This window comes from Pseudoalteromonas sp. SCSIO 43210, assembly GCF_054133285.1.
In genome coordinates this window covers 3018545-3032753 of the sequence record NZ_CP087225.1, presented here as the reverse complement: position 1 = coordinate 3032753, position 14209 = coordinate 3018545, and the positions used below count along the sequence as shown (strand labels likewise).

The window sequence follows — 14209 nt, the reverse complement described above, 5'->3', positions numbered from 1 at the left end:
ATGTTATTTAATACCAACCTAACTAGAAAACGCTAAATTATGCGTTTTCTACCGCTGTGCGTGGGTCAACATATTCCATGTTGAACGCTTGTGCTACTTCTTTGTAAGTTACTTGGCCTTTAATTACGTTTAAGCCTTTTAAGAAGTGAGCGTCATCTAGTAGCGCCTTTTTATAACCTTTATTTGCAAGGTTAATGATGAAAGGCAATGTTGCATTGTTAAGTGCAAACGTAGATGTGCGTGGAACAGCACCTGGCATGTTAGCAACACAGTAGTGAACAACTTCATCAACGATGAAAGTAGGATCAGCATGCGTCGTTGCTTTAGAGGTAGCAATACAGCCACCTTGGTCGATTGCAACGTCAACAATTGCAGAGCCAGGTTTCATTGCTTTAATGTGCTCTGCAGTGACTAGTTTAGGTGCAGCTGCACCTGGGATTAGTACGCCACCAATTACTAAATCAGCTTCTAGTACGTGTTTTTCTAGTGCATCAGCAGTTGAGTAAATAGCTTTTACTTTATTACCAAATTGCGCGTCTAGTGCACGTAATACGTCGATGTTACGATCAAGAACCACAACTTCAGCACCAAGGCCAACAGCCATTTGAGCTGCGCTACGACCAACCATGCCGCCGCCAATTACAACAACTTTAGCAGCTTCAACGCCTGGTACGCCACCTAGTAGCATGCCACGACCGTGGTTAGACTTTTCTAGCGCTTGTGCACCAGCTTGAATAGACATACGACCAGCCACTTCGCTCATAGGCGCAAGAAGCGGTAAACCACCGCGTGAGTCAGTTACAGTTTCGTATGCAATACAAATAGCTTTGCTTTTTACAAGGTCTTCAGTTTGTGGAAGATCAGGTGCAAGGTGTAAGTAAGTGAAAAGGATTTGGTCTTCACGTAGCATTGCACGTTCAACAGCTTGTGGCTCTTTTACTTTTACAATCATGTCGGCTTTAGCGAAAACATCAGCAGCAGTTGCTAAAATTTCAGCACCTGCTTGTGTGTAGTCTTCGTTAGTAAAACCAATCCCCATGCCTGCATCAGTTTCTACAATCACTTGGTGACCGTGGTTTACTAATTCACGAACACTCGCAGGAACCATACCTACACGGTATTCATGGTTTTTAATTTCTTTAGGTACACCAATAATCATAACATTTGCCTTATTAAGAACGGATTAACATTTTTCACTATTATATTCATCATAAGCCAGTGTGTCTCACCTTTTTTAAAGTGGATTCTAGTGTTATTATCTAAATAATAAAAATAAACAGCATAAAAAACTAGTTGGTACTATGCATCAGTTATTAGATAGAATTGACCGGAAAATTTTGATGGAATTACAACATGATGGACGCCTTTCCAATGTTGAACTGGCCAGACGAGTTGGCCTAAGCGCCACGCCCTGTCTCGAGCGGGTAAAAAAACTAGAACGAGAAGGTTACATATTAGGTTACAAAGCAGTGGTCGACCCTGCTAAGCTTGGGCAAGGTTTATCAGTGTATGTAGAGGTAACAATTACCAAAACATCACCCGATGTATTTGATGAGTTTAGTGCTGCTGTAAAAAAGCATGAAGAAATTATAGAATGCCATTTGGTGTCGGGTAATTTCGACTTTTTACTTAAAACACGCGTAAATGATATGTCAGAATACCGTGGCGTATTAGGCGACATACTATTGAAACTTCCAAATGTAAGTGAAAGCCGTACTTATGTAGTAATGGAAGAAGTAAAAGGTGAAGAAGGTGTAATTATTCGCCCGTATATTGCTTAACAGTATTTATAATAGGCTGACATTTGCTTTTATCTGCCTAAATTATAAAAACGTGTTCATAATCAGGCCATCAAGGTTAAGATAAAGTGCAACAAATTGCATTTCCTGCTAAGGTATTTCACTGCTAAGTAAGTGTGAATAAAATAGAATAATAAAGAGGAATAGGGAACTATGCGCCTAAACGGTGTGCAAAGACTATTAGAAACAGGGCTGATTATCAGTACCTTTACAGCAATATTTATTTTATGTGCCTTAATCAGCTTTGATCCAGTTGATCCTTCGTGGTCGCAAACTGGTGAATTTAGAAACGTAAAAAATATTACGGGCACAGCTGGTGCATGGATAGCTGACATTTTATTACTTACTTTTGGTTGGTTGGCTTATTTAGTACCTGCTGCCATTCAATTATTTGGCTACTTGTTATTTAAACAACCTCACCGCATTTTACAGCTTGATTACACTACTTTAGCGCTGCGAGTTATTGGTTTTGCTTTATTTATTACCTCAGCTACCGCTATTAGCAGTATCAACTTTGACGATATTTATAACTTCTCTTCTGGTGGGGTAGTGGGCGATGTTATTGCATCAGCCATGATGCCTGCATTTAACTTTACCGGTACATCTATATTATTGCTGTGTTTCTTTTTTGCCGGACTAACTCTATTAACGGGTGTATCGTGGGTTGATTTTGTTGATTATCTTGGCGATTTAATGGTTAGGTTTTATCGTTTTATCGTGTCGTATGCAAAAGGCTGGATGCACCGAGAACACGCTGCAGGTACAGTAAATAATAACGATGAAGTAGACGCCCATTTTGAAGACGATATAAAAGAGCAAATAGAGCTGCCTGCATCGGCTAAAAAAGCAGATAAACAAAAAGCAATTAACAAACCGCAAACGCCATTTAGCGAGCCACAAATTAGTGACGACTTTATGCCGTTTGATGAACTCGACGATATACTCGATCAAGAAATTGGCTTTAGCGCCATAGACGACGAGCCAATGGACACGGCTGCTGCATTAAATGCACTTGATCAAAGCCAAGTTGTAGAACCTGAAAAGCCAGTTACAACGGTTGTATCGCCAGCAAGGCCAATGCCTAAGCCAAAAGCAGCCTATCAGCCACCACCAACAGCAAAAGAAAAATTTGAGCAATTATTAACGCAAGAGCCACCACCGGGGCCATTACCGTCACTTGATTTACTCGATAGACCGGACAAAGCTAAAAACCCAATTTCGCAAGAAGAACTCGATACAGTATCGCGCCTAGTAGAGACAAAGCTGCTCGACTTTAACGTACAAGCAACTGTTGTAGCGGTATACCCAGGCCCCGTTGTTACACGTTTTGAACTTGATTTAGCGCCAGGTATAAAAGTGTCTAAAATTACGGGCTTGGCTAAAGATTTAGCCCGTTCGCTTTCGGCAATTAGTGTACGTGTTGTAGAAGTTATTCCGGGTAAAACCTATGTTGGTATTGAACTTCCAAATAAACACCGTGAAATAGTTCGTTTATCAGAAGTTATAAACGCCCCTAAATTTGAGCAAAATCCGTCGCCACTTACCATGGTGCTTGGTAAAGACATTGCCGGTCAGCCGGTATGTGCTGATTTAGGTAAAATGCCACACTTATTGGTGGCCGGTACTACTGGTTCAGGTAAATCAGTGGGCGTTAATGTCATGATAGTAAGCTTGCTGTACAAATCGGGTCCTGACGATGTACGTATGATCATGATTGACCCTAAAATGCTTGAGCTTTCAGTATATGAAGGCATTCCGCATTTATTGTGTGAAGTAGTGACCGACATGAAAGAAGCCGCTAACGCACTGCGTTGGTGTGTTGGCGAAATGGAACGTCGTTATAAATTAATGTCAGCATTGGGTGTGCGTAACTTAAAAGGTTACAACCAAAAAGTGCTTGAAGCCAATGAAGCGGGTTACCCAATTCTTGATCCATTATTTAAAGACACTGATGGCATGAAAGAAGGCCCCGACGAGCTAGGTAAATTACCAAGTATTGTTGTAGTAATAGACGAATTTGCCGACATGATGATGATTGTAGGTAAAAAAGTAGAAGAACTTATTGCACGTATAGCCCAAAAGGCACGTGCGGCAGGCATTCACTTAGTGCTTGCTACGCAGCGTCCGTCGGTAGATGTAATTACTGGCTTAATTAAAGCTAATATCCCAACACGTATGGCGTTTCAGGTATCGAGCAAAATAGATTCACGGACAATACTTGACCAACAAGGCGCCGAAAACTTACTAGGTATGGGTGACATGCTTTATTTACCGCCAGGCACTAGCGTACCAGAGCGTGTGCACGGCGCATTTGTAGACGACCACGAAGTACACGCCGTAGTAAACGATTGGAAAGCGCGTGCTAAACCAAATTATATTGATGAAATACTCAATGGTGATGCCAGTGAAGATATTTTATTACCAGGTGAAGCTAGCGAAAACGCAGATGAAGAATCAGACCCGTTATACGACGAAGCTGTGTCGTTTGTAATTGAAACCGGCAAAGTATCGGTATCGTCAGTGCAACGTAAATTACGTGTTGGCTATAACCGCGCAGCACGTTTAGTAGAACAAATGGAAACATCGGGTATCGTGAGTTCACCAGGTCATAACGGTGCTCGCGATGTATTAGTGCCTAATGGAGCAAATTCATGAAAAAAGTTAACGCCTTATTATTAGTATTAGGCAGCGTACTTGCCGCACCAAGCTTTGCTGACGACAGCCAAGCATTACAAGACAGACTTGCCACTTTAAAAAGTTTCAAAGCGCAGTTTGCACAAAAAGTAACAGACAAAGAAGGCCAGGCTGTTATGCAAGGCGAGGGCACAATAGCGCTTCAACAGCCTATGATGATTCGCTGGCAGCAAACAAACCCAGACGATACGTTATTTGTATCAAACGGTGATAAAACTTATTACTTCGACAGCTTTGCTGAGCAAGTAACGATTATGAAAACCAGCGGTTTAATCGATTCAACACCGTTTGTGTTACTTACCTCAAAAGATCCAGCACAATGGGAAAAGTACAGCGTACTTGCAACAAATACAGGTTTTAGCGTAACACCAAATAAAGGCGTAGAAAGCCAAGTTGAGCAACTTGATATAACCTTTGCAGGTAATGAGCAAGGCCTTGCTAAACTAGTCGTTACCGATAACTCAGGGCAGCTATCGTCATTTACGTTTAATGATGCACAAGTTAATGCGCCGCTTGATAAAAGCACGTTTGAATTTACGCCTCCCGAAGGTGTTGAAATAGACGATCAGAGTAACGGTGAGTAATTTAGGTTTTAACTTTGGGCCTGATGTACGCCCACTTGCCGCGCGTATGCGCCCTACAACGCTTGATGAATATATTGGTCAGCAGCATTTATTAAGCGCTGATAAACCACTGCATCAAGCCATTGTCGCAGGGCGATGCCATAGTTTAATTTTATGGGGCCCGCCCGGTGTTGGTAAAACAACGCTTGCGCAAATAATTGCCAACCATGCTGATGCCTCACTTATTCAAATGTCAGCGGTAACCGCAGGCGTAAAAGATATACGCGATAGCGTAACGCAAGCGCGGGACAACCTAGAAAGCCGTGGCCAACGAACCCTTATGTTTGTTGACGAAGTTCACCGCTTTAATAAATCCCAACAAGATGCCTTTTTACCGCACATAGAAGACGGCACCTTTATATTTGTAGGTGCAACCACAGAAAACCCATCGTTTGCCCTTAACAACGCTATATTGTCGCGAGCACGCGTGTATGTTTTAAAATCGCTTGCCGATACCGACTTATATACCGTAATAGAACGCGCACTTAAACAAGACGAGCAGCTAAGCCAAAAGCACATCACTATTGCTGACAACGCTAAAAAGGCACTGTGCCAAGCAAGTGGCGGTGATGCGCGTAAAGTACTTAATTTACTTGAACAAGCAGTTGATTTAACAACCGAGCAAAATGGTCAATACAACGTAGACGAGCACGTACTTAGCCAAGTGTTACCAACGCATTTAGCTAAATACGATAAAGGCGGCGATGAGTTTTACGATTTAATATCGGCCTTTCACAAATCAGTACGAGGTAGCTCCCCCGACGGCGCACTGTATTGGTATTGCCGAATTTTAGCCGGTGGCGGCGACCCTTTATATGTAGCAAGGCGATTACTTGCCATTGCAACAGAAGACATTGGCAACGCCGATCCGCGCGCAATGGAAGTGGCCTTAAATGCGTGGGATATATTTCAACGTGTTGGCCCAAGCGAGGGCGAGCGTGCAATTGCACAAGCCACATTGTATTTAGCCAGTGCACCTAAAAGTAATGCGGTGTATATGGCGTTTAATCAAGCCAAAGCAGACGCTCAAAACGAGCCAAGTTACCCAGTACCAGAGCATTTACGCAATGCGCCAACTAACTTAATGAAAGACTTAGGGTATGGCGCTGAGTACCGTTATGCGCATAACGAAGAAGGCGCATTTGCCGCAGGTGAAAAATATTTACCGCCAGAAATGGACGGCAAAGAATATTACTTACCGAGCGAGCGCGGACTTGAGCAAAAAATTAAACAAAAACTCGATTACCTAAAAGAGCGCGATGCGCAAAGCCCACTTAAACGATATGAAAATGATTAAACTTTATATGATGATCGCCCTTGGCGGAGCCTCAGGTGCGTGTTTACGGTTTTTTATTAGCGAAAGCATGCTAAAACTCCTCGGTAGGGGATTCCCTTTTGGCACGTTGACGGTTAATATTCTGGGTTCATTGTTAATGGGCATTTTGTACGGTTTGATAGATAAAGAAATTATCACCGCAAGCCCCGCCAAAACCCTTATCGGTATTGGCTTTTTAGGTGCATTAACCACCTTTTCAACATTCTCAATGGACTCCTTGTTGTTATTACAACAAGGTCACTTTATTAAAATGGCCCTCAATATCATCTTAAACGTGATGGTGTGTATTTTTATGGCTTGGCTGGGCCTTCAGCTAGTAATGCAAAAAGGTTAAAAAACTAACATGTTAGATTCTAAATTTTTACGTCAAGACATCGAACAAACTGCAGCACGTTTAGCGGCGCGCGGTTACGAACTCGATGTAGCGACGGTAACGGCACTTGAAGAAAAACGCAAAACATTACAAGTAAAAACGCAAGAACTTCAAAGTCAACGTAATGCAAGCGCAAAAGCAATTGGTCAAGCCAAAGCAAAAGGCGAAGACGCACAGCCATTACTTGATGCAGTGGCTAACTTAGGCAGTGAGCTAGACGCCGCTAAAACAGAGCAAGATGAAGTATTAGCCGCGATTAACGACATTGCGTTAGCAATTCCAAACTTGCCAGACGAGTCAGTACCTGCAGGTAAAGACGAAGACGAAAACGTTGAAATTTTAACGTGGGGCACACCTAAAAAGTTTGATTTTGAAGTTAAAGACCACGTAGATGTAGGCCAAGACTTAAACGGCTTAGACTTTGAAATGGGCGTTAAAATTAGTGGTGCACGCTTTACCGTAATGCGCGGCCAAGTTGCGCGTATGCACCGTGCACTAACGCAATTTATGCTAGATACACACGCAGATAAAAACGGCTACACAGAAATGTATGTACCGTACCTAGTAAATAGCGCAAGCCTTTACGGCACAAGCCAATTACCTAAATTTGCGGGCGATTTGTTCCACACATTAGGCCTTGTAAACGACGATGGCGAACAACAAGCCGGCTTTAGCTTAATTCCTACAGCTGAAGTACCGCTTACAAACAGCGCCCGCGACGAAATTTACGACGAAAGCGATTTACCAATTCGCTTAGTTGCTCACACTCCGTGTTTTAGAAGTGAAGCAGGCAGTTATGGTCGCGATACACGTGGCCTAATTCGTCAGCACCAGTTTGATAAAGTTGAATTAGTACAACTTGTAAAACCAGAAGACTCAATGGCAACGCTTGAAGAGTTAACAGGTCACGCAGAGCAAATACTACAAGCGCTTGAACTTCCGTACCGTAAAGTAATTTTATGTATGGGCGACATGGGCTTTGGCTCAGCTAAAACATACGATTTAGAAGTATGGTTACCTGCGCAAGATACATACCGCGAAATTTCATCATGTTCAAACATGGCTGACTTTCAGGCGCGTAGAATGCAAGCACGTTTTCGCCGTGAAGGTGTTAAAAAGCCAGAGTTACTACATACACTAAATGGTTCAGGCTTAGCCGTTGGCCGTACACTAGTAGCTATACTAGAAAACTACCAACAAGCCGATGGTTCAGTAGTTGTACCAGAAGTATTACGCCCATACATGGGTGGACTTGAAGTAATTGGTAAACAATAAAAATCAAGTTTAAGTTAAGCAAGCTTTAAGCTTGTAAATCTTAAGACGAAAGCCGCTGTTTGTAATAAACAGCGGCTTTTTTGTTTTAGATTAAAGGCAAAAACTTAAAGAAAAAATTCAAGTTATCATTATTAATAATATCGCTTACACCTATTTTCATGGCTCATTACTTTTTTGTCCGATATTACTGATCTCTACCATTTTGGGGTATTTCTACATCAAGGAAACTTAAATATCGGCTAACTAATTGTTTACAAGTCCTTATTAGCTGGTTAAATTAGAACCTTTGTAATATTTGGACATTTGTCGGTTTATAAAGCGACAAATGTCGGATACAAAGTTGTTATGTTTTCATCATGTTGAGTTATAAATTAAGGATTTATATGTGAATTTATTAGGAACCCCATATTTTCTCCAGTTTGGAGTCCCACTTATAACTGTTGGGTTGTCCATTTTTATTAAATATGTCACAAGGAATGATCGACACTCAGGCTTTAAAAAAGAAGATACAGCTGTTGGCTTAGATCTGGCTGTTACGGCGTTACTTATATTTATTACGGGGAGTGCAAAGCTTGCTGGTGATTTACCTCCGAGCAACCCTCCTGCTGATATTGTTGAAAAACTTGCAGCTGTCCCATGGATACTAATGGCATTTATCGTAGGGATTTGGGGCGTGTCTACCTTAGTAAGAAAACTCGGCTGGGAAAGTGACGATAAGTTAAAAGTATTTTGGGGAATAATAGTTCCTGATGCATTCGGTTTATCTGTTCTTCTATTTGTAGTTAATTGGATATAATTGCCATGAAAAACTCTTTATTAAAAGAAAGTTTCAGGTTGTCAGGTGTGATTATTCCACTGGCAGCAACATTATTATCAGTGATAGTTTTACTTTCACAATTAGGAAATATTGAATACTTAAAATACGCTATTAGCATCGCTGGAGCGGGCGTTGGTGCTTTAGCTGTTTATTTGTATGCGAGAATCAGGTCTGCATTTAATGCACCTAAAGTTTATATATCCTATTCATTTCAAGATTCAGAATTAGTAGGCTTAATCTGCTCTCAACTGGATCATATCCAAGTTGAAATCTTACTAGATAAACATGAGCTTACCGTTGGTGATGATATAAACAAAAAATTGAACTCACTTGTTGAAGCTAGTGATTACATTATTTACGTAAACTCGCATAATAGTTTAGATTCTGATTGGGCAAAAAAAGAATTAAGAAACGCATTGTCGCTCGATAAAAAAATATTACCAGTGGTGCTCGATGATACTCCATTACCCGATGAGATTAAGCATTTGATGTATGCAGATTTTAGAGAAGATCCTTCTGAAGGTGTAAAAAGTTTAATCAAAGTATTTTCGAACATAAAACATAACAAGCCAATTAAGCAGGACTAAAAACAGTTTGCTGTTTTCGTTCTTCAACATTTTAGCAAACAATTTTTAGCCCCTTATTGGGGCGTTATACGAATCTCGAGGGTAGAGTTTAATTATGGATGGTTATCTCCAAACAGGAATAGGTATCGCGGTTTCGATACTATTGTTTTGGCTTAGCTACCGACAAACAATCGGAGCTAAAAAAGAACGAACTAAAAATGCTAATAAATCATTACATCGAGCTGTAATGAGACGGATGGTATTAGAAGACTACAGCCCTCAATATAAAGATATATCTCGTATTATTGAAGGGAAAGCTAGAGAATTTAATACATCTTCAAATGATATGCTGTCCGAAGAGCAACTATTAAATAGTATATATACTGAGGTATTCGATAGTGATCTTATCTCACCACCTCAAAGGGTAGAAATTGAGTCAAGGCTAGATAAGCTCTTTAATAAAATAGAGAGCAAACCTTCAGCTCCTTCCGTGCAAGAATTTAAGCAAATGAGGGAAGAGAATAAAAGAAAGAGAAGTTCATTAGCTTTGCTTACTGCTAGTGTTTCAATGGTTGGTGCAACAACTTCTGTAATGTATAGCTATTTCAAAGATCCTGGTTCTTTAATTGCGTCCAACTCTGAATGGTTATTATCAGGAGTTGGTGTATTCATAGCTAGTTTTGTAACGCTTACCTTTTTATCAATTATCAGGCGAGAAAAAGAGGAGGTAATAACGGTAAGTCGTAATACATCTGCAATTTCTGCCGTAGCTTTTGAAATTGAAGTGGCTAAAGCAATTGAAAAATCAGGTTATCACTATAAGTCTGAACCACGTGTAGGAAATCATAGACCAGACTTCATTATTGAAGCTGGAGGCAAAAATATTGCTATCGATGCAAAAGCTTGGGGGGATGTGGTTCCATTAAACAGTATTAAGCGCACAATTTACAGGTTGGAATCTATGGCTAAAGAAGAGGCAATAGACAGCGTATATTTAGTTACTAAAAAACCAACTCCGTCTAAAGGTTTTTCAAATAATGATAGTAACGTTAAGGTTGTTAGTATGAACGAGTTCGTATCAATACTTAAAAACAAGCAAGTTGCATAATTCGTATAACACTAATACTAATAATAGTGACACCCATCCTATTTTTTTGCAGTTTAGTGAACTAAGTACTAGGCTTTTATCAGTGTAAAAAGCAAGCAGGGTGTCTTATGGCAATTGCAAGAAAGCGTCAAATAAGTTTGGTTGATACAAAATACTACCACTGTATTTCACGTTGCGTACGCCGTGCATTTTTATGTGGGGAAGACCGTTTTACTGGTCAATCCTACGAGCATCGACGAGGCTGGGTTGAAGATAAACTGCTTGAGCTAGCTAAGGTATTTTGTATTGACGTCTGTGCTTATGCCGTAATGAGTAATCATACGCACTTAGTGTTGTATGTTGATGACAAAAAAGCGAATCGGTTGAATGATAAAGCGATTATTATTCGCTGGCATAAACTCTGTAAAGGCACCGCTCTTACACAAAAATACATCCAGGGCGAAAAGCTAAGCAAAATAGAACTTATCTTTTTTAACCAAACAGTTAAACAATACCGAGAGCGCTTATCAAGTATCAGTTGGTTTATGCGGTTATTAAATGAAGACATTGCGCGCAGAGCAAATAAAGAAGATAACTGCACAGGCCGCTTTTGGGAGGGGCGCTTTACGTCTCAAGCATTATTAGATGAAGCAAAATAATAGTGACACCCATCCTAAATTTTGCACTTCCAATTAGAATCTAGGGACTGTTTAGTTTATATAATTAGAGTGGCTGTCTAGTTTAATGTAGTTTAATGCGAGCTTTGATATCACGCGTAAACATTCAACAATCGATTGTACCCAGATAGAAATCCGGCTATGGTTTGTTTATCGAGATAAATAAACAAGCTAATTTACAGGTTCGCTAAGTCTCACGAAGGTTTTATCGCTCTATGAATGTTTTTCTAATAATTGCAGGTACATTAAGTGCTGTTGTAGCAACTTTGCATTTGGGTTGTATCTATTTTGGAGGTTCTTGGTATCGGTTCTTCGGTGCAGGAGAGCAAATGGCATTACTTTCTGAGCAAGGAAGTATTAAACCAACTCTTATTACTAGTGTAATTGTTCTGATTCTATCAACTTGGTCATTGTATGCATTTTCAGCCGCAGGTGTTATTTTTAAACTTCCATTCATCCGCCTAGCTCTTGTATTAATAACTTTTATTTATTTAGCCCGCGGTGTTGCAGGGTTCTTTTTAATAAATAACCCTATGGGGCGTTCGCCTGAGTTTTGGGTTTGGAGTTCTATTATTTGTTTATCTTTTGGTATTGTTCACCTTGTTGGTTTAAAACAACAATGGGCAAGCTTGTGAGTAGAGTGTAATCTAATAAAGAATCAAACAAGGGCTATTACAATTGGCTTTTGGTAAAGCATTATATTTATAGTTAACTACTTCTCACCAATAATTGACTGAACAAGGAATATTAAAATGGATAAAATGTCAGTTCACATAAACTCTAGACCTTTAGAAATTTACCCGCAAAAACAAACTTTAAAGGTGGTAGCTGATGAAGTAACCGAAAAAGCGACTGTGCACAAAGTAGCTGTTCAAAGTGACCAAGTGGATATATCCGAAGAAGGAAAAGAAAAAAGTCTGGAAGATCAAAATCGAGAGGCGTTACGTAAGTTATCAGGCAATGAAGATGTAAATCAAGCATCGCAATCTGAAGGAGATCCTCTTGATGAACAGATTGCTGAAATACGAGAAAAAATTGAAAAATTACTACAGGAAACTGCATTATTACGCAGTAAAGATGATGAAAAGTCACAAGTTAAAGTGAAGGTGCTGGAGGCCGAAATTACAGGGCTTAGCACTCAACTTATTGAGTTATTGAAACAGCAATTAGAATCGGGTAAATAACAAGCACAGTAAGTATATGGTACGCAGTTGAAAACTTAAAAACGTTATTAAGTACGTAATAAAGCCGCTACCTTACTCTAAAAGCCTAGCGGCTCTTATCTCCTTTGTGAATTAATTTGATGTTATCAACATTAGCTTTGCCTCTTTACCGTCTGTTAATACCGCGACGTTACCTTTATCAGTTATAAACACATCTCTTAACCTGCCTGCGGCTTCTGGAAATATATGAGACTGCGTAAATTCATCACTTGCCAGATTAACGCTGTAGAGCTTTTTATCAACAAGGGTAGTGATAAGCACATGTTGTTGCAATGAAGGAAAAGCTGCATGTTTAGAGCCGTAATACGCCATGCCTGATGGCGCTATTGATGGCGTCCAATTAACACTTGGTTTTTGCATGCCTTTATATTCGGTAAAGGGTGAAATACGCGCTTGCGAGTAATCTTTGCCATAGGTGATTACCGGCCAGCCGTAATTAGTCCCAGCGGTTAAGTAGTTTAGCTCGTCACCGCCTGCAGGGCCGTGTTCGTTGCTAACAATTTGCTGCGTATCGTAATCATAAACTAAGCCTTGAGGGTTACGATGACCGAGTGAGTAAACAGCATGTGCACTTAGGTTTTTGTGATTAATAAATGGGTTATCTGTTGGAATGGTCCCATCTAGGTTTATACGTAATATTTTACCAAGTTGGCTGGTTATAACTTGTGCTTGCTCTCTAAAGTCAAACCCATCGCCCGTTGAAACTAATAGCGTATTGTCGGGTAGGACAAGGGCGCGTCCTGCGTAATGTTGCGGTGTGTTTTTATCAGTCGCTACTTTATAAATAACGTTAGGCTTTGAAAAGTCAGTACCATTAAACGTGGCTTTGGCAACAACAAGCCTGTTTGCGCTTGCATCACCTTGGGCATAAGTAAAAATAACTTCTTTTGAGTCGTTATAATTTGGTGATAAGACAATGTCGAGTAAACCACCTTGGCCTGCAACGTATAAACCTGTTAGGTTTAATTTTACTCTTGATTGCGCATTGTTTTTAACTATAACGACGTGACCATCACGCTCTGTAATTAACCACGTGCCGTTTGGTAGTTTAACCATACTCCACGGAGACTGTAATTGCGTAGCCAGTGTTTTTGTACTGTATTGCTCCTTTGGTAACGCAACATCGGCATTAACAGAAAACGAAAAAAGCGAAAGCAAAGTAAAAAAAGAGATACATTGTTTACGGGGCAAGCCTTTGCTAGCATGGCCAGTATAAGAAAAAAGCTTTATTTTAAGTTGAGATAACCATGTCGTTTTTAACACGTATATTGCCTTCATTTTTAGTTTCTTGGTTACTTACATTCACACTTGCTAGCTTGTTTCATAGCCAATACGTTGTCAATCAATTAGTTAATGTAGGTGTGGTGGTGGGCTTTAGTGATCGTGCTAGTTTAACCCTTGATGATTGGTTAGGCTTATTACCTACCTACGGCGCTATTATTGCCGTAGCACTTGCCATCGCTTTTTTTGTTACCGTAAAGCTTAACAAAAAGGTTCAAAAATACAGTACTCAGTTATTTATTATCGCTGGCATTGTGGCATTTACTATTGTGTTAATTTCCATTGAATCAATTATGAATATTCATATTATAGCGGGCGCAAGGGGCTGGGGTTTTTATGCTCAACTGCTTGCAGGCGCAGTAGGGGGCTTTGTTTTTGCGATGCTTACTAAGGCCCTAAAAACTAAGGCAATAAAAGAGCCTCAACCTTCTAGTTAATAAAGCTAAGTGGCCTTATAG

Annotated in this window: 14 protein-coding genes and 1 pseudogene; 13 read left to right on the top strand and 2 right to left on the bottom strand. The window is 40.2% G+C overall.

All coding sequences use genetic code 11. From position 1 onward, the window contains the following. Positions 1-37: 37 nt before the first annotated feature. The gene (ald, locus tag LOS73_RS13015; RefSeq protein ID WP_007375670.1) at positions 38-1159 is read right to left on the bottom strand and encodes an alanine dehydrogenase; all 1122 of its coding nucleotides are present in this window, start codon (positions 1157-1159) and stop codon (positions 38-40) included. 142 nt (positions 1160-1301) lie between these two features. Here ald and lrp point away from each other — a divergent pair, with 142 nt between their 5' ends. The 12 genes and pseudogenes from lrp (at position 1302) to LOS73_RS12955 (ending at position 12431) form a co-directional block, all read left to right on the top strand. Next, positions 1302-1781, top strand: coding sequence for a leucine-responsive transcriptional regulator Lrp (lrp, locus tag LOS73_RS13010; RefSeq protein ID WP_033014887.1), 480 nt, complete (start codon positions 1302-1304; stop codon positions 1779-1781). A 171-nt stretch (positions 1782-1952) separates the two neighbouring features. Further along, positions 1953-4454, top strand: a complete 2502-nt coding sequence (locus LOS73_RS13005; protein ID WP_033030408.1) for a DNA translocase FtsK — start codon at positions 1953-1955, stop codon at positions 4452-4454. Continuing rightward, positions 4451-5077 (top strand): outer membrane lipoprotein chaperone LolA, encoded by a 627-nt coding sequence (lolA, locus tag LOS73_RS13000; RefSeq protein ID WP_342864018.1) that lies wholly within the window; start codon positions 4451-4453, stop codon positions 5075-5077. Before LOS73_RS13005 ends, lolA begins: the two co-directional genes overlap by 4 nt. Next, positions 5070-6413: a replication-associated recombination protein A gene (locus LOS73_RS12995; RefSeq protein WP_457933799.1), complete on the top strand. Its 1344-nt coding sequence runs from the start codon at positions 5070-5072 to the stop codon at positions 6411-6413. Before lolA ends, LOS73_RS12995 begins: the two co-directional genes overlap by 8 nt. Next, positions 6406-6786, top strand: a complete 381-nt coding sequence (crcB, locus tag LOS73_RS12990) for a fluoride efflux transporter CrcB (protein WP_021032117.1) — start codon at positions 6406-6408, stop codon at positions 6784-6786. Before LOS73_RS12995 ends, crcB begins: the two co-directional genes overlap by 8 nt. A 9-nt stretch (positions 6787-6795) precedes the next feature. Further along, on the top strand, positions 6796-8100 hold the full coding sequence (gene serS, locus LOS73_RS12985; protein ID WP_457933798.1) for a serine--tRNA ligase: 1305 nt from the start codon (positions 6796-6798) through the stop codon (positions 8098-8100). A 385-nt stretch (positions 8101-8485) separates the two neighbouring features. Further along, entirely contained in the window at positions 8486-8896 is a 411-nt protein-coding gene (locus LOS73_RS12980) for a hypothetical protein (RefSeq protein WP_182692206.1), read from the top strand. A 5-nt stretch (positions 8897-8901) separates the two neighbouring features. After that, positions 8902-9504, top strand: a complete 603-nt coding sequence (locus tag LOS73_RS12975) for a toll/interleukin-1 receptor domain-containing protein (protein ID WP_457933797.1) — start codon at positions 8902-8904, stop codon at positions 9502-9504. Between the two features lie 94 nt (positions 9505-9598). Continuing rightward, entirely contained in the window at positions 9599-10591 is a 993-nt protein-coding gene (locus tag LOS73_RS12970) for a restriction endonuclease (RefSeq protein ID WP_457933796.1), read from the top strand. 107 nt (positions 10592-10698) lie between these two features. Beyond that, positions 10699-11223 (top strand): annotated as a pseudogene (locus LOS73_RS12965) (transposase); the annotation flags it as partial. Positions 11224-11462: 239 nt separating this feature from the next. Next, positions 11463-11882 (top strand): hypothetical protein, encoded by a 420-nt coding sequence (locus tag LOS73_RS12960; RefSeq protein ID WP_007375679.1) that lies wholly within the window; start codon positions 11463-11465, stop codon positions 11880-11882. A 126-nt stretch (positions 11883-12008) separates the two neighbouring features. Next, a complete protein-coding gene (locus tag LOS73_RS12955) occupies positions 12009-12431 on the top strand; it encodes a hypothetical protein (RefSeq protein ID WP_342866036.1) in 423 nt (140 codons plus the stop codon). Positions 12432-12542: 111 nt separating this feature from the next. On the opposite strand, the gene LOS73_RS12950 is transcribed toward LOS73_RS12955, so the two are convergent. Beyond that, positions 12543-13733, bottom strand: a complete 1191-nt coding sequence (locus tag LOS73_RS12950) for a PQQ-dependent sugar dehydrogenase (RefSeq protein WP_457933795.1) — start codon at positions 13731-13733, stop codon at positions 12543-12545. On the opposite strand from LOS73_RS12950, the gene LOS73_RS12945 reads away from it, so the two are divergent. Beyond that, positions 13718-14188 (top strand): hypothetical protein, encoded by a 471-nt coding sequence (locus LOS73_RS12945; RefSeq protein ID WP_457933794.1) that lies wholly within the window; start codon positions 13718-13720, stop codon positions 14186-14188. The genes LOS73_RS12950 and LOS73_RS12945 overlap by 16 nt on opposite strands. The last annotated feature ends 21 nt before the right edge of the window (positions 14189-14209 follow it).

Excerpts from the sequence above, each read along its gene's own strand:
- lrp (WP_033014887.1), top strand. The coding sequence starts at position 1,302 with ATGCATCAGTTATTAGATAGAATTGACCGGAAAATTTTGATGGAATTA.
- serS (WP_457933798.1), top strand. The coding sequence starts at position 6,796 with ATGTTAGATTCTAAATTTTTACGTCAAGACATCGAACAAACTGCAGCA.
- crcB (WP_021032117.1), top strand. The coding sequence starts at position 6,406 with ATGATTAAACTTTATATGATGATCGCCCTTGGCGGAGCCTCAGGTGCG.
- LOS73_RS12945 (WP_457933794.1), top strand. The coding sequence starts at position 13,718 with ATGTCGTTTTTAACACGTATATTGCCTTCATTTTTAGTTTCTTGGTTA.
- LOS73_RS12970 (WP_457933796.1), top strand. The coding sequence starts at position 9,599 with ATGGATGGTTATCTCCAAACAGGAATAGGTATCGCGGTTTCGATACTA.
- LOS73_RS12955 (WP_342866036.1), top strand. The coding sequence starts at position 12,009 with ATGTCAGTTCACATAAACTCTAGACCTTTAGAAATTTACCCGCAAAAA.
- LOS73_RS12975 (WP_457933797.1), top strand. The coding sequence starts at position 8,902 with ATGAAAAACTCTTTATTAAAAGAAAGTTTCAGGTTGTCAGGTGTGATT.
- lolA (WP_342864018.1), top strand. The coding sequence starts at position 4,451 with ATGAAAAAAGTTAACGCCTTATTATTAGTATTAGGCAGCGTACTTGCC.
- LOS73_RS12960 (WP_007375679.1), top strand. The coding sequence starts at position 11,463 with ATGAATGTTTTTCTAATAATTGCAGGTACATTAAGTGCTGTTGTAGCA.
- LOS73_RS13005 (WP_033030408.1), top strand. The coding sequence starts at position 1,953 with ATGCGCCTAAACGGTGTGCAAAGACTATTAGAAACAGGGCTGATTATC.
- ald (WP_007375670.1), bottom strand. The coding sequence starts at position 1,159 with ATGATTATTGGTGTACCTAAAGAAATTAAAAACCATGAATACCGTGTA.